At 45.4% G+C, this 19,955-nt stretch carries 14 protein-coding genes and 1 tRNA gene; 12 read left to right on the top strand and 3 right to left on the bottom strand.

All coding sequences use genetic code 11. The features are described from left to right. Positions 1 to 27 precede the first annotated feature (27 nt). Positions 28 to 1,521 (top strand): glycerol kinase GlpK, encoded by a 1,494-nt coding sequence (gene glpK, locus C400_RS0114405; protein WP_016818622.1) that lies wholly within the window; start codon positions 28 to 30, stop codon positions 1,519 to 1,521. An 84-nt stretch (positions 1,522 to 1,605) separates the two neighbouring features. Here glpK and C400_RS0114410 read toward each other — a convergent pair whose 3' ends face one another. Then, positions 1,606 to 2,646: a LacI family DNA-binding transcriptional regulator gene (locus C400_RS0114410; RefSeq protein WP_016818623.1), complete on the bottom strand. Its 1,041-nt coding sequence runs from the start codon at positions 2,644 to 2,646 to the stop codon at positions 1,606 to 1,608. A gap of 294 nt (positions 2,647 to 2,940) precedes the next feature. Between C400_RS0114410 and C400_RS0114415 the strand changes: the two genes are divergently transcribed. The 5 genes from C400_RS0114415 (at position 2,941) to C400_RS0114435 (ending at position 10,679) form a co-directional block, all read left to right on the top strand. After that, positions 2,941 to 4,269: an ABC transporter substrate-binding protein gene (locus C400_RS0114415; protein WP_017427402.1), complete on the top strand. Its 1,329-nt coding sequence runs from the start codon at positions 2,941 to 2,943 to the stop codon at positions 4,267 to 4,269. A 70-nt stretch (positions 4,270 to 4,339) separates the two neighbouring features. Then, complete coding sequence (locus C400_RS0114420; protein WP_017427403.1) at positions 4,340 to 5,233, top strand: carbohydrate ABC transporter permease; 894 nt, start codon at positions 4,340 to 4,342, stop codon at positions 5,231 to 5,233. Next, complete coding sequence (locus C400_RS0114425) at positions 5,233 to 6,051, top strand: carbohydrate ABC transporter permease (RefSeq protein ID WP_017427404.1); 819 nt, start codon at positions 5,233 to 5,235, stop codon at positions 6,049 to 6,051. Before C400_RS0114420 ends, C400_RS0114425 begins: the two co-directional genes overlap by 1 nt. Positions 6,052 to 6,074: 23 nt before the next feature. Next, positions 6,075 to 7,421 (top strand): GH1 family beta-glucosidase, encoded by a 1,347-nt coding sequence (locus C400_RS0114430; RefSeq protein WP_026065451.1) that lies wholly within the window; start codon positions 6,075 to 6,077, stop codon positions 7,419 to 7,421. Positions 7,422 to 7,439: 18 nt separating this feature from the next. Further along, positions 7,440 to 10,679: a hypothetical protein gene (locus C400_RS0114435; RefSeq protein ID WP_017427406.1), complete on the top strand. Its 3,240-nt coding sequence runs from the start codon at positions 7,440 to 7,442 to the stop codon at positions 10,677 to 10,679. Between the two features lie 73 nt (positions 10,680 to 10,752). Here C400_RS0114435 and C400_RS0114440 read toward each other — a convergent pair whose 3' ends face one another. Together C400_RS0114440 and C400_RS0114445 are read right to left on the bottom strand one after the other, a co-directional pair. Continuing rightward, entirely contained in the window at positions 10,753 to 11,517 is a 765-nt protein-coding gene (locus C400_RS0114440) for an exodeoxyribonuclease III (protein ID WP_017427407.1), read from the bottom strand. A 216-nt stretch (positions 11,518 to 11,733) separates the two neighbouring features. Then, positions 11,734 to 11,807, bottom strand: a tRNA-Arg gene (locus tag C400_RS0114445). A gap of 237 nt (positions 11,808 to 12,044) precedes the next feature. Here C400_RS0114445 and C400_RS0114450 point away from each other — a divergent pair. From C400_RS0114450 to lonB, 6 genes are all read left to right on the top strand, one after another. Continuing rightward, complete coding sequence (locus tag C400_RS0114450) at positions 12,045 to 12,977, top strand: hypothetical protein (protein WP_017427408.1); 933 nt, start codon at positions 12,045 to 12,047, stop codon at positions 12,975 to 12,977. 143 nt (positions 12,978 to 13,120) lie between these two features. Next, positions 13,121 to 14,434 carry a trigger factor gene (tig, locus tag C400_RS0114455; RefSeq protein ID WP_017427409.1) on the top strand — a complete coding sequence of 438 codons (1,314 nt, stop codon included), beginning with the start codon at positions 13,121 to 13,123 and terminating at the stop codon, positions 14,432 to 14,434. Positions 14,435 to 14,843: 409 nt separating this feature from the next. After that, entirely contained in the window at positions 14,844 to 15,434 is a 591-nt protein-coding gene (gene clpP / locus C400_RS0114460; protein WP_016324659.1) for an ATP-dependent Clp endopeptidase proteolytic subunit ClpP, read from the top strand. 12 nt (positions 15,435 to 15,446) lie between these two features. Beyond that, a complete protein-coding gene (gene clpX, locus C400_RS0114465) occupies positions 15,447 to 16,703 on the top strand; it encodes an ATP-dependent protease ATP-binding subunit ClpX (RefSeq protein WP_013372695.1) in 1,257 nt (418 codons plus the stop codon). A 110-nt stretch (positions 16,704 to 16,813) separates the two neighbouring features. Further along, the gene (gene ispG, locus C400_RS0114470; RefSeq protein ID WP_017427410.1) at positions 16,814 to 17,932 is read left to right on the top strand and encodes a flavodoxin-dependent (E)-4-hydroxy-3-methylbut-2-enyl-diphosphate synthase; all 1,119 of its coding nucleotides are present in this window, start codon (positions 16,814 to 16,816) and stop codon (positions 17,930 to 17,932) included. A 217-nt stretch (positions 17,933 to 18,149) separates the two neighbouring features. Further along, a complete protein-coding gene (gene lonB / locus C400_RS0114475) occupies positions 18,150 to 19,877 on the top strand; it encodes an ATP-dependent protease LonB (RefSeq protein WP_016324658.1) in 1,728 nt (575 codons plus the stop codon). Positions 19,878 to 19,955: the final 78 nt, after the last annotated feature.

The following is a 19,955-nucleotide window of genomic DNA, read 5'->3' on the forward strand; positions in this document are numbered from 1 at the left end:
GATGGATTTACACGGGGAGAGATGAACATGGGAAAATATATTTTGTCACTAGACCAGGGAACGACAAGTTCAAGAGCGATTTTGTTCAATAGCGAAGGAGATGTGGTGTACTCGGCCCAGCGGGAATTTCCGCAATATTTTCCTCACCCCGGCTGGGTAGAGCAGAATGCGAATGAAATCTGGAGTTCTATTCTGGGCGTTATTGCCTCCTGTCTTTCCGAATCCGGTGTAAAAGCAAAACAAATTGCTGCCATCGGCATTACCAATCAGCGAGAATCGGTGGCCGTGTGGGACAAAAATACCGGATTACCCGTGTATAACGTACTCGTATGGCAATCACGCCAAACCTCGGATATTTGCGAAGAACTGAAGCGGCAAGGGCATGAGGAGTTGTTTCACAGCAAAACAGGGCTATTGATCGATCCGTATTTTTCAGGCACTAAAGTAAAGTGGATACTGGACCATGTAGAAGGAGCGCGGGAAAGAGCGGAACGAGGTGACTTATTATTTGGTACGATTGACTCGTGGCTAATCTGGAAACTATCCGGCGGAAAGGCCCATGTAACAGACTACTCCAATGCGGCCAGAACGCTGATGTACAATATTTATGAGCTAAAGTGGGATGAAGAGCTACTGGATATTCTGGGAGTTCCGAAAATCATGTTGCCTGAGGTAAGGCCTTCTTCCGAGGTATATGCGCACACCGTGGATTATCATTTTTTTGGTCAGAATGTACCGATCGCCGGTGCAGCGGGTGACCAGCAGGCAGCCTTGTTCGGTCAGGCTTGTTACGAAAAAGGAATGATCAAAAACACTTACGGTACAGGTTGCTTCATGTTGATGAATACGGGAGATCAGCCGGTTGAATCCAAGCACGGTCTGATCACGACCATCGCTTGGGGGCTGGAGGAAGGCAAAGTGCAATACGCACTTGAAGGGAGTGTGTTTGTTGCGGGCTCTGCGATCCAGTGGCTGCGAGATGGGCTGCGCATGTTCCGTGAAGCGAAGGACAGTGAGCCTTATGCGGCCCGTGTTTCCTCCACAGAAGGAGTATATCTTGTACCCGCTTTTGTCGGGCTGGGCAGCCCCTACTGGGATAGCGAGGTGCGTGGAGCGATGTTTGGTCTGACACGTGGGACCACGAAGGAGCATTTTATCCGTGCCACCCTGGAGTCGCTCGCTTATCAGACCAAGGATGTGCTCACAGCCATGGAGATTGATTCAGGTATTACGGTGAAGATGTTGCGAGTGGATGGAGGAGCCGTGTTGAACAATTTCCTGATGCAATTCCAGAGCGATATTCTGGATGCGACGGTGGAACGGCCAGTTATCCATGAGACAACGGCGCTGGGTGCCGCGTGTCTGGCAGGGTTGGCGATAGGATACTGGAAGAGTACAGACGAACTTCGTAAGCGAGTGAGAGTGGAAACTTCTTTTACCCCTACGATGGATGAAGCAACACGTGACAGCCTGTATGAAGGCTGGAAAAAGGCTGTGAATGCGACGATGGCCTACAAATAATGGCTTAAACGAAAGGGCTCTTGTTATATAACTGCAAAAAGGTGACTTCTGTATTCGACAGGAGTCACCTTTTTTAGGTATGTGCTATCCCTCAACCCTTGTAGGGTTCCAATGTTGCCGGGCTCCGCAGGAGGTGCGAATGACGAGTTCGGGCTCCACTTTAATACATTTCGTATCCATTTGTTTATTCATCAGGTCAAACAGCACCATAGCGGCCAGACGACCTATTTTTTGCTTGTCTTGTTTTACAGTCGTCAGTGGAGGATCGGTATAACGACAGGCTTCAATATCATCACATCCTACTACGGCAATATCCTCGGGTACCCTCAAGCCGCTCTCCTTGAAAGCACGGATGGCACCAAAGGCAAGCAGGTCGGTAGCCGCAAAAATAGCTTTTGGTAAATTTTCTTGCTCTATCCACGCCTTTGCGATCTGGTATCCATCCTCTGCTGCATAGTCCTTGCCATACACGATCCATTCCGGTCTGACATCAAGGCTAAACCGCTTTAGTGATGAGATAAAAGCTTCTTCTCTCTCTTTAATAACCAAGGAGGGGCGTTCTATGCCTATAAAACCCATTTCGCGGTATCCATTCATGTAAAAGTGCTCAACAACCTTCATTGAAATCTTTTGATTGTCGGACATGATGTAGCAGGAACTGGCTCCGGTTAGTTCGATATCGACACCGATGCAGGGGATAGGGCTGGCATCGAGATCAAAAACACTCTTCTCCACTTCGTCTCCGGCAATAATAATGCACCCGTCCACTGAGAAATATTTTGAGCGAGCCAAATAGTCCTCTCCATTATCCAGAAATTTCTCATTCGAAAAAAACAGCAGGTCGTAACCGAGCAAGCCAATCTGCTTTTTGAAAACATTAATGATGTCTACAAAAAAAGGATGGCTAAAATCGACATTCAGCTTGCCAGCGAATATAACGCCTACCAGATTAGATTTTTTGGTAGCAAGCGTTTTAGCCGAGGAGGAAGGTCTATAGCCTGTTTCCTCCATAATTTTGAGTACTCGCTGCCGGGTTTCCTCACTGATATCTGTGTAATTGTTTATGATCTTCGAAACCGTTGCTACTGAAACGCCTGCCATGCTAGCTATTGTTTTTATATTCATGGAATCCTCCGTAACTAAACTGATTTAGTTCATTTGACCTTGCATTCTAAAATTAATGATTACTCGTATTCTATGCTACCTCATAGAAGAGAGTCAACCGTGCTATTATAGGATAAATCCTAATATATTATGGATAATGAAGTTCGATTTAACGATAGTTAATGATTTTTTGATAATTTACAAATTGCTATTTACAAATACAGGCTATTCGATACATAATAGTAGCTGTAATTAACTAAACCGCTTTCGTAAGAGTGAGTGCATTTATTCTAAGATTACAGGGGGAATTTTGCAATGCTGAAAAAGTGTTTTTCTTTACTTGTTGTAACCGCTTTAATCGTGGTATTAGCCGCTTGCGGTAAAGGTAACGAAGCTGGGCAGAACGGGAATAAAAAGGTCACGTTAAAAATTATTCATTGGCAGCAGGAGAATATTAATAACTATATAAAGGAATTTAATAAAAAGTTTGAAGAGAAGTATCCTGATGTTCAGGTGGAGTATACGACGGTTCCTGCTGATTCCACTTATGATCAACTGATGCAAACGCGTATGAATGCGGGTTCAACCGGTGATGCAGATATTATTCCTCTGAAATTCAGCTTCGTAGGCGCACCGCAGGAATGGTCTAAGGGAGCTGCTGATCCGATGTGGAAGCAGTGGATCGAGGGAGGACTCATTGCAGATCTGTCAGATCAAGCTTTTATCAAAAACTATAATCCTACAGATGTCAAAAATGCCATGACCTATAACGACAAGGTATATGGTGTGAACATGGGGAAGGTGGCCCTGACAGGACTGTTTTATAACAAAGAGATTTTTGAAAAATATAATCTTGCTGTGCCCACGACATGGGACGAACTGGTGAATGTTATGAAGGTGCTCAAAGATAACGGCGTAGAACCGATTGGTTTCGGCGGTAAAGATGTATGGCCTATCAACCTTGCTGTCCAAGGGCTTCAGGCCTCTATCCATGATGATCAGCTGGAATATATCAAAGGGCTGTGGACAGGCAAGACCAAACTGACTGATCCTGTCCAGCTTGAGGTGCTGGAAAAAACACAAATTTTGATGAACAACGCCATTGGTGGATTTATGGGAATTGACTATGGAACCTTGCCAAGTTTGTTTGCTTCAGGGCGTGTAGCTATGATAGCGGATGGTACGTGGGATGCAACTACGATTCAGACAGCCAATCCAGAGCTGAAATTTGGTTATTTCCCGATTCCGGGCAGTAACGACCCCGCCAAAAATAAAAACCTGGCAGGCAAGTATGATATGACCTGGATGGTACTAGAAAAGTCACCAAACAAGGAGTATGCGATCAAATGGCTTGAAATGCTCTCTGAGAAACAGAACTACACGGATTTTGTGAACGCTGCTGGATTTTTGCCAACACAGTCTGATGTGAAGATAAGCAGCGATTTCGTTAATGAAATCCAGCCTTCATTGGAAAACTTCAAACTCTCTTGGGATCAGCTGTTTATCAATCGTAAGAATGTTGGACAGTACATTAAGGAAGCCAGTGTACATGCGGAATTTTTGGCGCCTGCCGGTCCGTTAAAAACGCCTTTGGAGCTTGCGCAGAAATCTCAAGCAGACTGGGATGCGGCAGCCCCTAAATAATCCATAGATTTTACATGAACACAATGGTAACTGCAAAGCTCCCATAATAATGTGAAAAGGTGTGAGACCCATGTATCCCTTTGGAAAGGGTGCTGCCCGGATAATGCCCTATCTTCTGCTGAGTATTCCGGTGCTGCTCTATTTGCTTCTTGGTTTTGGACCCTCTATGGTAACCGTGCTTTTTTCCTTTACAGATGCTACCGGGGTTCCGGGACAGACGTGGAATTTTATCGGATTCGAGAATTACACGACCTTTTTTACCTCCTCCGATTCTGGAGATCGCATTGCTTCCATTGGCCGTTCCTTATATTTTGCCGTAGCGGTGGTTGTGATCCAAAACGCAGTTGGGCTATTCATGGCTGTCCTTATTAATAAAAAGCTCAAAGGTGATGTGTTATATCGTTCTGTATTTTTTCTGCCCGTTGTGCTCGGGGTAACGGTATCCGGTCTGATCTGGCAGTTGCTTGCCAATCCGCTTGGCGGTCCTGCGCAAGCATTGCTGAACTTTTTTGGAACCAGCTCCAACTTCTTTGGGGATTATGATATTGCATTTGAATTGATCATTTTTGTGCAAATTTGGATGTACATGGGTTACTCGATGACTATTTTCTTAGCTGGACTCCAATCCATTCCTAGTGACTTATATGAAGCGGGATATATGGACGGCGCTTCTGGATGGAAAGCGTTCAAAAATATTACCTTTCCAATGATTGCACCGTCCTTTACCGTCAATATGCTGCTGTCCATTATCGGCGCCTTGCAAACCTTTGACATTATTTATGTGCTGACAGGGGGTAAATTCAACACGACGACACTTGCATTTGATGTATATGCCACAGCCTTTGGCTCCGGGACATCAGATTATGGTCTTGCTTCCGCAGTTGCGATGATCCAGTTTGTATTCGTGTTTACGGTATCAATGATTGCACTTTATTACTTGCGCAGAAGAGAGGTGGAAATGTAATGAGCAGTAGCAAAGGAACCAAAATAGTGAGCTACACCATCGTACTGCTCATGCTTTCGTTATATGTACTCCCGCTTTTCTACCTTTTTAATGTATCAATGAAGACGCAAAGCGAGTATTTGATGGATCCTGTAGCGCTAGCCAAGGGTCTGCGTTTGGAGAATTTCATGGATGCTTGGGATAAAGGGAATTTCTCTCAATATATGTGGAACAGTATTTTGTATACAGGAGTTTCTACGTTATTAACCCTGATTATATCCGTGTTTGCCGCCTTTCCGCTAGCACGGGGATATGTTAAGTTCAGCACCTTCTTTTATGTGTTTTTCCTGATTTCCATGTATCTCCCCAATCCGCTAATTCCGCAATTTGCCCTTATTAATAGTCTGGGACTGTACAATACACAGCTTGGTTTTATTTTGCTTAAAACGACAGGTACCGGCATCGCTTTCCTGATGTTTGTGGGGTATATCAAGTCTGTCTCCCGAGAGCTGGATGAAGCGGCTGCAATGGACGGATGCGGTTATTCACGTTATTTGTTCACGATTCTTGTACCACTGATGAAGCCCGTGTTGGCGACAGGCATCATTTTGACAGCCATTGGTGCATGGAACGACATTATAGGTCCTACCATTTATTTGTCTGATCCCGCCTATCAGCCAGTGACCAAGGGACTGTTCTCTTTCTATGGACAATACATGAACAACTGGCCGCTGCTTGCTTGCGGTATCTTGATTGTTACACTACCGCTGGTTATTTTGTATATTTTCCTCCAGCGCTTTATTGTCGGCGGTGCAATGGCTGGAGCTGTGAAGTCTTGATTCCTGAAAGGACGGTACCGAGTATGAGCGAGAATACCTTTATATTTCCTGCCACGTTTATGTGGGGAACTTCAACCTCTTCTTATCAAATTGAAGGGGGTACAGATGAGGGCGGCAGAACGCCCTCCATTTGGGATACTTTTTGTCAAATCCCCGGGAAGGTAATCGGAGGGGACTGTGGAGATGTAGCATGTGATCATTTTCACCACTTTAAAGAAGACGTGCAATTAATGAAACAGCTTGGTTTTTTACATTATCGTTTTTCTGTAGCTTGGCCACGTATTATGCCCGCGCCTGGCATTATTAACGAAGAGGGGTTGCTCTTCTACGAGCATCTGCTGGATGAGATTGAGTTGGCTGGACTGATCCCGATGCTGACGCTGTATCATTGGGATCTACCGCAGTGGATTGAGGACGAGGGTGGATGGACACAGCGAGAGACTATCCAACATTTTAAAACGTATGCCTCTGTAATCATGGATCGATTCGGCGAGCGGATAAACTGGTGGAATACGATCAATGAGCCTTATTGCGCCTCTATTTTGGGCTATGGTACAGGAGAGCATGCCCCTGGTCATGAGAACTGGAGGGAAGCCTTTACTGCCGCCCATCATATTCTGATGTGTCATGGGATTGCCAGCAATTTGCATAAGGAAAAAGGGTTAACGGGTAAGATTGGCATTACGTTGAACATGGAACATGTGGATGCGGCTTCCGAGCGACCCGAGGACGTGGCTGCTGCCATCAGAAGAGATGGCTTTATTAATCGTTGGTTTGCGGAGCCATTGTTTAACGGAAAGTATCCTGAAGATATGGTGGAATGGTACGGAACGTATCTGAATGGATTGGATTTTGTACAGCCTGGTGATATGGAGCTGATTCAGCAACCGGGGGATTTTTTGGGCATTAACTATTATACCCGCAGCATCATTCGATCAACGAACGACGCTTCGTTGCTGCAAGTAGAGCAGGTTCACATGGAGGAGCCAGTAACGGACATGGGATGGGAGATTCACCCTGAATCTTTTTATAAGCTGCTGACACGGATTGAGAAGGATTTTAGCAAGGGCTTGCCCATTCTGATTACGGAAAATGGAGCAGCGATGAGGGATGAAGTGGTAAATGGACAGATTGAGGATACCGGGCGTCAGCGCTATATTGAAGAGCATTTAAAGGCCTGTCATCGCTTCATTGAAGAGGGAGGTCAGCTCAAGGGGTATTTTGTCTGGTCTTTCCTTGATAACTTTGAATGGGCCTGGGGCTACAGCAAGCGTTTTGGCATTGTGCATATCAATTACGAGACGCAGGAACGGACTCCCAAACAAAGTGCGCTATGGTTCAAGCAAATGATGGCAAAGAACGGGTTTTAAACAGAAAAGGGGGATACGATGCAGCCGTATTATTTTGACAATCAAGGACGTTTTGTGATTGAAAATTTTGCGCATGCCAAGCCCTTTTCCAGTTTCTTGCCCGGCATTGCTGGTGTTCAGGGGATTCCCTTGTGGGCGTATTATGTTAATCGTGGACAAGGAATTGCGAGCTTTGGTGTGGAGGATAAAAATGGAGCGATTATGGAATTTTTTCCGGCTAACCGCAGCTATAGCCTCGTACCGATCCATGGCTTCCGTACCTTTTTAAAGGTAAAAAGGCAGGATGGGTGGAGCTATATGGAGCCGTTTTCGGCTGTGCGTCCTTTGGAGCATGAGCAACAAAAAATGTTAATATCCCGCCATATGCTGGAAATTAATAGCTCTCATCCAGATATAGGGCTGGAGGTGCGTGTGCAATATTTTACGCTTCCTCATGAAAGCTACGCTGCTTTGGTGCGCAAGGTTGAGATTGTCAATCATTCCGATCAAGAACTTGAGCTGGAGGTGCTGGACGGCATGCCGGCTGTGCTGCCCTTCGGTATTGACAATACGGCTTACAAGGAGCTTGGATATACACTGAAAAGCTGGATGGATGTGTATAACCTCAATAACAGCATACCTTACTATAAGGTACGTGGAAGTACAGCGGATACAAGTGAGGTCCATCAGATTGAGGCGGGACATTTTATGTATAGCTTTGTGGAGCAGGATGGCAAGGCCAGACTAGTACGTCCCATTGTCGATCCATCCATTATATTTGGTGAAAATACGTCCCTGACCTTCCCTGACTGCTTTATCCATACACGTGTCGAAGACCTGATATCACAGCAGCCAGTGACGACGAATAAAGTGCCTTGTGGGTTTAGCGGTTATGCGGCACGACTGGCGGCAGGTGCAGCTGTAAATTACTGTTCGGTCATCGGGCATGTGAATGATATTCAATTGATCAATGAACGGATTACAGAAATTGCAACGATGTCTTATATCGATCAAAAGGCGAAGGAAGCTAGAACGTTAGTTGAAGAGTTGACGGATGGAATGGCCACGCAGACATCCATTCCGTTGTTTGACGAGTACTGCCGTCAGAGCTATCTGGATAATCTGCTACGTGGGGGTTATCCATTATTGCTGGACAATGGCACGGAGCAACCCTTTGTGTATCATGTATTTTCGCGCAAGCATGGAGATCTGGAACGAGACTATAATTTTTTCAAACTCCAGGCGGGGTATTATTCGCAAGGGAATGGTAATTTCCGCGATGCGAACCAGAATCGGAGAAATGATGTGTGGTTTAACCCGGGCGTCGGAGATTTTAATATTCGTTTGTTTATGAGCCTGATTCAGCCGGACGGCTATAACCCGCTTGTTGTAAAAGGCTGTAGCTTTCAAATACGAGAGCTCGAACCGTTGCTGGAACAGGTGGAAGTGGCGGCCCATTCGTCTTTGTGTACTTTTTTTCAATCATCATTTACCCCGGGCGAGCTGATTCAGCACATCATTCATGACAATATTGGACTAAAGCAAACGGTAGAGACATTTGTGATCGAAGCCCTCAAGCATTCCGAACAATGCTATGAGGCTGATTTTGGTGAAGGCTTCTGGATCGACCATTGGACTTATAATATGGATCTAATCGAAAGCTATTTGAGTATCTTTCCAGACAAACAAGAAGAACTCCTGCTCTCGGCCAGGGAGTACATGTATTACGACAGTCCGGCATGGGTACAGCCGCGCCGAAACAAATACGTGCAGATGAAGGACGGACGTATTCGTCAGTACGGAGCGGTTGTAGAAAGCAAGGAGAAGAAAGCTCAACTTCACATGCGGACTCGCGATGTTCACTGGGTTCGAACCGGACGAGGCAACGGAGAGATTTACAAGTCCAATTTATACGAGAAGCTGCTATCCTTGGCTGCCATCAAGCTGTCTACATTAGACCCAGAAGGCTTGGGAATTGAGATGGAGGCGGGGAAACCGGGATGGAATGATTCCATGAACGGACTTCCGGGGCTGTTTGCTTCGGGCTTTAGTGAGCTATGCGAGTTACAGCGACTCGTAAGATTTTTAATACATGCACAGATGAAGCTTTCGGCAGACTTTGTGCTGAGGCTACCGCTAGAGGTAGCCAGGTTGATTCAAGAATTAGGGCTCGCAGTTGAAGAGTACTACCACGATTTTAATGATGCGGAGCCTGGGAATGGTAGTGCCGATCATGGCTTCTGGTCACGGATTTCGGATGCTAGAGAAGCATATCGCGAAACGGTTCGTTTTGGATTTGAAGGGACCGAAGCAGCATTATCCTTTGATGATGTGCTGGTGTTTTTGCAGTGGGCTGAACGTAAGATTCAAGAGGGGATGGATAAGGCTCTGCGTATAGGAAAGGGGATATACCCAACCTTCTTTTATTATGAAGCCAAAGAATTCGAGGTACAGGAGGATGAGAACGGGGGGATGTTTGTAAATATACATTCCTTTAAACGCAAGGATATACCGTTCTTCCTAGAAGGGCCAACCCGGGCTATGAAAGTAACTGGCGACATTATAAATGGGCGCAAGCTGTATCGACAAATCAGACAGAGCGAGCTTTACGACAAAAAGCTGGGTATGTATAAGGTGAATGAGAGTCTGGCGGGGCAGCCGTTTGAACTGGGCCGTTCCAGAGCTTTCACGCCAGGGTGGCTGGAAAATGAATCGATATTTATGCATATGGAATATAAATATTTACTTGAGTGTTTAAAGGTGGGTCTATACACTGAATTTTTTGCCGACATCCAAAAAGCGCTACCCCCTTTTATGGATGCTACGATCTATGGAAGAAGTACGCTGGAAAACAGTTCCTTTATTGCTAGCAGTGCTAATCCTGATGCAAGTTTGCATGGAACGGGATATATTGCGAGGCTGAGTGGATCTACAGCAGAATTTATTCATATGTGGCTATGGATGATGACAGGCGGGCAGCCATTTGGCTATGATTCTAGGGGGCTTACCTTGAAGCTGGAGCCCAAGTTGCCAGGATGGCTGTTCACAGCTGCAGGTGAGTTATCCTTCTGCTTTCTCGGAAGCTGCCAGGTGACGTATTATAATACAAGTCGCATGGATACTTATGCGCCGGACTGCATAGTGAAACAGTATATACTGCATTATAGCAATGAGGAACAGAAGACAATAAACCAGGCTGTATTAGACCCAAAAGAGGCGCAAGATGTGAGAGACCGGCTGGTTTCTCGTATCGAGGTGCATCTGGAGAGATCGCTTTAATTCATTTAAGCCGTCATGCTGCCAAACGGAGCATGACGGCTTTTAAAACTTTAGACTCTTGTATTAGTGCGAATTATGCGGGTATATCTTGCAAATCTAATATAACAGGGCAGTGGTCACTGCCTGTAATATGGCAATCAATACTCGCATCTATTAAAAGCGGACGAAGCCGCTCCGAGACGAGGAAGTAATCAATCCGCCAGCCGATATTCCGTTCTCTCACCTTTGGCATATAGGACCACCAGGAATAAACATCCGTTCGATCAGGATAAAAATATCTGAAGGTGTCTATAAATCCAGCGTTGAGCAGCTGTGACATGCGGTCTCGTTCCTCGGGCGTGAAGCCAGCATTTCCGTAGTTGGCTTTGGCATTTTTGAGATCGATCTCCTGATGAGCCACGTTCAAGTCTCCGCAAATGATGACAGGCTTCAAAGTGTCTAGTTGTTGCAGATAGTTGCGAAAACGGTCTTCCCATTCGAGCCTGTATGGCAATCGGGATAAATCCCGTTTGGTATTCGGTGTGTACACATTGACAAGATAAAATTTTTCAAATTCCAGCGTAAGGGTTCGACCCTCCGGTTCTTCATTTTCTTCAAGTCCATAATGCACAGAGAGCGGCTTGATTTTGGTGAAAATAGCTGTGCCAGAATACCCTTTTTTCTCAGCATAATTCCAGTATTGCATGTATTCCTCCATGTTCTCCATGAGGATTTGTCCTTCTTGAAGCTTCGTTTCCTGTACGCAAAAAATATCGGCATTCGTTTCTTTTAGATAAGTATAGAATCCTTTGGTTACACAGGCTCTTAAGCCATTTACATTCCAAGATATTAATTTCATTTGATTAAACTCCTTACTACTCCACGCAGTCAAGCGGTGTAATGGGTATATCCTCGATTAAAAGGCTGTCCCAGACAAGCGCTCGAACAGCGCTACGGAAACAGCCTTTTCTACATTAAAATAGGTTGTAATACGATGCTGGGCTCCAACGTTCACGGTGGGTCCTATTTCGCTGGAAAATAAAAAAAGCTTCCTAAATAGGAAGCTTCGGCTATACGTCCCAGGAGGGATTCGAACCCCCGACCGACGGCTTAGAAGGCCGTTGCTCTATCCAGCTGAGCTACTGGGACATAAAATTCAAGCGAATATTAATATATCATATGGATGAAAAAGATTCAAGTCTTATTTTGCATTTATCGTTTATTTGGGCTCTACACCACATAAATTCAGACTACACATCGTTTTTTTTGCCTTATAAAAGGGTATGTTAGAATACAGGTGAATATGTTGAAGACGAGTGGTTGAACTTCGGCTGCTGTTTCTCATATAATCTACAAATACTTAGCTTGCGGAGGAGAGGGGGTGCCTTGAAAATAAAGGACTCCAAGGTGACGACAAAAGAAAATAATATCGTATTGTTTCCGAAGACACTGGACTACTATCAAATTCAACTTACGGTGATGCTTGAAAACGAACGTTACGGAGAGGCGATGGCGATGCTGCGCTTTTTGATGCAGTGTCAGGGACAGGAGCAGAAACAATACGATGAATGGAACGCTCTATCACAATGGTTGGAAGCTGCATTTCCACAGTATGCTGACAGCGGAGCGGTAACGGACAATGTGGAAGAAGACGAAGTCAGTGAAGTTGAGTTGGCTCGCCGTCATGCACGTTTTAAGCAGCAACAGGATGCAGGCTACGGTAACAAGCTTTTGCAGATGGCTATGGATCAACCGTTATCCGAACAGACGATTCTAGCTTTGGAACAGCTATCCTACTTGGAACTGCCGGAGATCGACGATGCTTTGCTTCGCTGGATTACTGAACGGGAAATCCATCCTCTTCTCCAATTCCGTGTTCTACAGACATTGAGACGCCGCGGAATGGAAGGGACGATAGAAATCAGACGAGGGGATGAAAAGACAGAAATCGATATTGAAACGGTTCCGTTACAGCCTGATGAGTTTCCAGAGGCGATTATGCGTATTTTGGAACGGGTAGCTGACCAGACTGAAGTGCATGAGCCCACACTATTCTATTTTGCACAGGAGCTGTGGTCACAGTTTGTGATGGCCGTGTACGGTACGAAAGATTATAGATCAATGTTGGTAGAAGAGGACGGAATGCCGGATATTTGGGCAGCAGCACTCCATCAGACCGTTTCGGAAAGTTTGAACGGGAACAATAATGAAGAAGAAACCCGCGCTATATATGGCATTACAGATGCACTGCGCTTCCGTTTTGAGCAAGCATATCGGTCGATGCGATTATTCGTAGCGGCGGGAATGAACACTCCTTAATGACCGGAAACGTTTACCTGTTAAAGCATTCAAGGGCTGCTCTTGAAAAAGACAGTAATGTTAGATATACTATAGTGGTTATTTTGTGTGCGTTGATTGTAATGAAAACTAAGTGAAGATTTTGTTGGAGGGGAAAGCATAAAATGAAAGCAACTTGGGAGAAAATAGAGAAGAACCTTGGGGTTCTTGAAGTTGAGGTAGACGCGGATCGTGTAGCCGCTGCACTCGACAAAGCTTTTAATAAAGTGGTTAAACAAGTAAGCGTACCAGGATTCCGTAAAGGTAAAGTGCCACGTCCTATCTTTGAAAAACGTTATGGTATTGAAAGTCTGTACCAGGATGCAATTGACTTCCTGTTGCCAGAAGCATACAGCCAAGCTGTAGAGCAAACAGACATCTTCCCAGTAGATAGCCCAGATGTTGAAATTGATCAATTTGCTAAAGGCGAAACTTTCAAATTCAAAGCAAAAGTTACGGTTAAACCTGAAGTAACTTTGGGCGATTACAAAGGCGTAGAAGTGCCTGTAAGCAAAATCGAAGTAAGCGACGAAGAATTGGCTCAAGAGCTGGAGCGCCTGCAACAACGTCATGCTGAATTGGTTGTCGTTGATGAAGATGCTGCTCAATCCGGCGATACTGCTATCATTGACTTCGACGGTTCCGTAGACGGTGTACAGTTCGAAGGTGGACAAGCTGAGAAGTATTCTCTGGAACTGGGTTCCAATACCTTTATCCCTGGCTTTGAAGATCAAGTGATTGGTTTGCACACTGGTGATTCCAAGGATGTTGAAGTAACGTTCCCAGAGAACTACCATTCTGCTGACCTCGCTGGTAAACAAGCTGTATTTAAAGTGAAAGTTCATGAACTGAAACGCAAAGTTCTTCCTGAATTGGACGATGAATTTGCTAAAGATGTAAGTGAATTTGATACACTTGCTGAATTCAAGGAAGACTTGAAAAAGCAATTGCTGGAACGCAAAGAAAACGAAGCTAAAGCAGCTCGTGAGGGCGCTGTAGTGGAGAAAGTTGCTGAAAATGCAACAATCGACATTCCTGAGGCAATGGTTAAGAGTGAAGTGCAAAACATGGTTCGCGATTTCGACAACCGTCTGCGCAGCCAAGGCATGAATCTTGAAATGTTCCTCGGCTTCTCCGGTCAAAGCAAAGAAGACCTGGAAGAGCAAATGAAAGCTGATGCTGAGAAGCGCGTACGCAACAACCTCGTGCTGGAGCAAGTGGCTAAAGCAGAAAACATCGAAGTTTCCGAAGCGGAAATTAATGAAGAGCTGCAAAACATGGCTGATGCTTACAAACGTTCTGTAGAAGAGATCCGCAGCATTCTGGAAAGTAACGGCTCGTTCGCTAACTTGAAAGAAGAGATCTCACTGCGCAAAACAATCGCTTTGCTGGTTGAAAACAGCAAAGAAGTGGAAGCGCCAGCTGCAGCTGCTGAGTAATTTAAACGATAAAATATACGGTGTATGCTGTAACAGGCTGCAACGTAGTAATTAGATAAGGATAAGGCACGTAGTGAAAGTTACGTGCCTTATTTTTACCTTAGACAATCCAAATTTTAGTCGTTTATGGAAAGCGCTGTGAATGGTGTTTTCTGTTTTACATAAGTCACTACCGTACATTTGCACATACATACGAAACATGGTTAAATATGAGAAGGTCTCGGCAGGACGTCTGTAAATAGCCTGCATTTTATATATGAGCACAGGCAAATATGACACGAGACTCTGAACATGTTAAAATATTTTGTAAGGTGTTCACGTTTCATGATTGCCGCTTCCGTTTTAATGGGACTTAAGGAAGCGGATGAATACAGGTGTTCATTTTAATAAAGAAAAGAGGTTGGTCGTGATGAGTCTCGTCCCTATGGTTGTGGAACAAACGAATCGAGGAGAACGATCTTACGATATTTACTCGCGGTTGCTTAAGGATCGCATCATTTTCCTAAGTGGCCCGATTGATGACGATGTCGCCAATCTCGTCATTGCACAGCTATTGTTCCTTTCTGCGGAAGACCCGGAGAAGGACATTAATTTGTACATTAACTCGCCAGGCGGTTCTGTTACTGCAGGCATGGGTATATATGATACAATGCAATTCATTAAGCCGGATGTATCGACGATTTGTGTAGGTATGGCTGCTAGTATGGGCTCTTTATTGCTCACAGCCGGTGCACCAGGCAAGAGATATGCACTTACCAATAGTGAAGTTATGATTCACCAGCCGCTCGGCGGCATTCAGGGGCAAGCCTCCGACATGCTGATTCATGCGGACTGGATTATCAAAACACGTGCCAAGCTGAATCAAATCTATGTGGAGCGTACAGGTCAGCCCCTCGAAAAAATCGAACGTGATACTGACCGGGATTTCTTCATGGAAGCGGAAGAGGCGAAAGCATACGGTATCATTGACCAGGTGCTGTCTAAACCGATTAATCTGTAAAGGGGTGGCTCTATGTTTAAATTTAATGATGAAAAAGGACAATTAAAATGTTCTTTCTGCGGTAAATCTCAGGATCAGGTTCGCAAGCTTGTTGCCGGACCGGGCGTATATATATGTGACGAATGCATCGAGTTGTGCACGGAAATTGTGGAGGAAGAATTGGGTCATGAAGAAGAAGTAGATCTGAAAGACATTCCAAAACCAATGCAAATCCGTGAAATTCTGGACCAATATGTTATTGGTCAGGATCAAGCGAAAAAATCATTGTCTGTTGCGGTATATAATCACTACAAACGTATTAATACACAAAACAAAATTGATGATGTGGAATTGCAAAAAAGTAACATTCTGATGCTTGGACCTACAGGTTCGGGTAAAACGTTACTTGCGCAAACCATGGCTAAAATTTTGAACGTCCCATTTGCTATCGCAGATGCTACTTCCCTTACGGAAGCGGGTTATGTGGGTGAAGACGTTGAAAACATTTTGCTGAAACTGATTCAAGCTGCCGATTATGATGTAGAAAAAGCCGAGCGCGGCATTATCTACATTGACGAAATTGATAAAGTAGCCCGCAAATCCGAAAACCCGTCCATTACGCGTGACGTATCGGGTGAAGGTGTACAGCAAGCGTTGCTTAAAATTTTGGAAGGCACAGTTGCTTCTGTACCTCCGCAAGGTGGTCGTAAGCATCCACATCAAGAATTCATTCAAATTGATACCACGAATATCCTGTTCATTTGCGGTGGTGCCTTTGATGGTCTGGAGCAAATGATCAAACGTCGTATCGGTAAGAAGGTCATCGGCTTTAACGCGACTAGTGAACAAAAAGATCTGAAACCAGGCGAATATACCTCCATGGTATTGCCAGAGGATCTGCTGAAATTCGGTCTGATTCCGGAATTCGTAGGACGTTTGCCAGTTATTTCTACGCTGGAGCCGCTTGATGAGAAGACATTGGTTCGTATTTTGTCTGAACCAAAAAATGCCTTGACCAAGCAATATCAGAAGATGCTGGAACTGGACAATGTGCAGCTGGAATTTAAGCAAGATGCTCTGGAAGCCATTGCTCGTGAGGCGATCAAGCGTAACACGGGTGCCCGTGGCCTTCGTGCAATCATCGAAGGTATTATGCTCGACGTTATGTACGAAGTTCCTTCCCGTGATGATGTGACGACTTGCGTCATCAACGAGCAGGTAGTAAAAGACAAAATCGCACCGGAACTCGGTGGTACAGATAAGGATAAAAAACAAGAAGAGAGCGCCTAAGGATTGATACTTCGCGATCTCTACAATATGAGAAGCCAGATCTCCACTTCACTAAACCCGTATGAGGTTTTATGGGGTGGAGGTTTGGCGTTAATGGGAGAGAAAAGTACATGTTCTTAAGACAAGACACACGTCCCGTTAAAGTCGGGAATCTGACGATTGGCGGCAGCAATGAAGTCATCATCCAAAGCATGTGTACAACCAAAACGGCAGATGTGGAAGCTACAGTAGCTGAGATTCTTCGCTTGGAAGAAGCCGGATGTCAGATAGTGCGGGTTACCGTCAACAATGAGGAAGCTGCCGCAGCTATTAAGGAAATTAAGAAGCGGATTCATATTCCGCTGGTTGCAGATATTCACTTTAATCACAAGCTGGCTCTACTGGCGATTGAAAATGGGATTGACAAGGTTCGTATTAACCCAGGGAACATTGGACGACGTGAAAAAGTGGAAGCAGTCGTTAAGGCGTGTAAAGAAAAAGGGATTCCGATTCGGATTGGTGTGAACGCCGGATCATTGGAACAGCATTTACTGGATAAGTATGGCTACCCGACGCCAGAAGCGATGGTAGAAAGTGCACTGTACCATATCGGGATACTCGAAGAGCTTGATTTCCATGATATTATCGTATCACTGAAGGCTTCTGACGTTCCAATGGCGATTGCGGCTTACACGAAGGCAGCTGAAATTATTAAGTATCCCCTCCATTTGGGCATCACCGAAGCCGGTACACTCTTTACTGGAACGGTTAAAAGCGCAGCGGGTATGGGAGCACTGTTGGCAGCTGGTATCGGATCCACCATGCGTATCTCGCTAAGTGCCGATCCAGTCGAAGAAGTGAAGGTAGCACGGGAGTTGCTCAAAACGTTTGGGTTGATCACGAATGCAGCTACATTGATTTCTTGTCCGACTTGCGGGCGTCTGGATATTGATCTGTTCTCTATTGCGAACGAAGTAGAGGATTACATTGCAAAACTCAAGGTGCCGATTAAAGTATCCGTACTGGGGTGTGCAGTTAACGGTCCGGGTGAAGCGAAGGAAGCTGATATCGGAATTGCCGGAGCACGTGGAGAAGGTCTATTGTTCCGTTATGGAAAGATGATTCGCAAAGTCCCTGAGGCTGAAATGGTTGACGAATTGAAAAAAGAAATTGATATCATCGTCAAGGCTTATGAGGAAACAGGTAAAATACCGGGACGTGAAGAGCGTCACACTGCCGAGAAGGTGTAGGCAAAAGCGGTTATTTTAAAACAGGTATAATCATAAACTATGGTCATCGTTTAAGCGCCGTGGAGAGCAGCTCTGCTACAGAACTGTTTTTCGCGGCGTTTTTGTATTTCTCTCTGATCTTTTGAAAGACAGCCGTTTAGCTCTCGTGGAAAAGGAAATACTGTCTTTCATAGAACAGCATTTTCAAATTGCTGAGATGAGAAACGGAGGAAATACGATGGACTTGACTATGATATTGTTATTGGTGCAAATGTTTTTCGGGATTGTCATTGGTCTGTATTTCTGGAATCTTCTGCGGAGCCAGAAAACGAACCGTAGTGCGGTGGATCGGGAATCTAGGAAGGAATTGGATAAGTTGCGCAAATTGCGCTCTATTTCACTTACTAAGCCGCTGGCTGAACGCACGCGACCTGCCACGTTACAGGATATCGTCGGTCAGAAGGACGGTCTGCGAGCGCTCAAAGCGGCGTTATGCAGTGCAAATCCGCAGCATGTCATTATTTATGGCCCTCCTGGTGTAGGGAAAACGGCTGCAGCACGTGTGGTACTGGAAGAGGCTAAGAAGAATCAGTCCTCCCCGTTCAAGGGGGATGCTAAATTCACGGAGATTGATGCCACAACGGCCCGTTTTGACGAACGTGGTATTGCGGACCCGTTAATTGGTTCAGTACATGATCCAATCTATCAAGGGGCAGGAGCGATGGGTGTAGCGGGTATCCCTCAACCTAAACCCGGAGCTGTAACGAAGGCTCATGGAGGGATGCTGTTCATTGATGAGATTGGCGAGCTGCATCCAACGCAGATGAATAAGCTGTTGAAAGTGCTGGAGGATCGAAAGGTATTTTTGGAAAGTGCATATTACAATTCAGAAGACTCGCATACGCCTGCTTACATTCACGATATTTTCCAAAATGGTTTGCCTGCGGATTTCCGTTTGGTAGGTGCGACGACACGTTCGCCGCATGAGCTGCCACCTGCTATTCGATCCCGGTGTATGGAAATTTATTTCCGTGCCCTGCAACCTCAGGAGATTGCTCGTATTGCTGAAGATGCTGTACACAAGTTGGGCTTTGGTCCTTGTCCAGAGGCAGTTGAGGTTGTACAGCGTTATGCGACCAACGGCCGGGAGGCAGTCAATATGATCCAGCTTGCTGCTGGTTTGGCGCTTACCGAGAAAAGGGAACGACTCGATGCTTCGGATGTAGAATGGGTAGCGGGTAGCAGCCAAATTCAACCTCGTCCTGATCGAAAAATACCGGGCTTGCCGCAAATCGGATTCGTTAACGGATTAGCTGTATACGGTCCGAACATGGGCATGCTGCTGGAAATTGAGGTTACTGCGGTTCCGGTTCCTGAAGGAAAGGGAAGCTATAATATTACGGGTGTTGTGGATGAAGAAGAGATCGGAGGTAACTCCCGTACACTGCGTCGTAAGAGCATGGCTAAAGGCTCTGTGGAAAATGTTCTGACTGTTTTGCGTACGCTCGGTTTGTCTCCGTCCAATTACGATCTGCATATCAATTTTCCAGGGGGGACGCCAGTAGATGGTCCGTCGGCAGGGATTGCGATGGCAACAGCTATTGCCTCCGCGATGCGGGGAATTCCGGTGGATCATGAGATTGCCATGACTGGCGAGATTAGCATCCATGGTCGAGTCAAGCCGATTGGCGGCGTATTAGCCAAGGTCGAAGCTGCTTTTCAGGCTGGTGCCAAAAAAGTGATCATTCCGCAGGATAACTGGCAAGCTCTATTTGACAGCATTGAGGGACTAAAAGTCATCCCTGTACAGTCGGTTACCGAAGTGTTTCGTCATGTGTTTGGAGAAGAGATGACCACGGATGCGCCTGTACATGCGCCAATTGAGACTTTTCGCCCATCTCAATCCTCCTTGTTACAGGCAGATGGAACACATAATGGGACGATTTCAGATACGGGATCTTGCTAATGAACTAGTCTTTCATTGGTTTTTTTATAAAACATTTGATAAAATATGAAAGATAGCAACGTGAGGATTGTAAAATCC

The organism is Paenibacillus sp. ICGEB2008 (assembly GCF_000307675.1).
GTDB classification, from domain to species: Bacteria; Bacillota; Bacilli; order Paenibacillales; family Paenibacillaceae; genus Paenibacillus; species Paenibacillus polymyxa.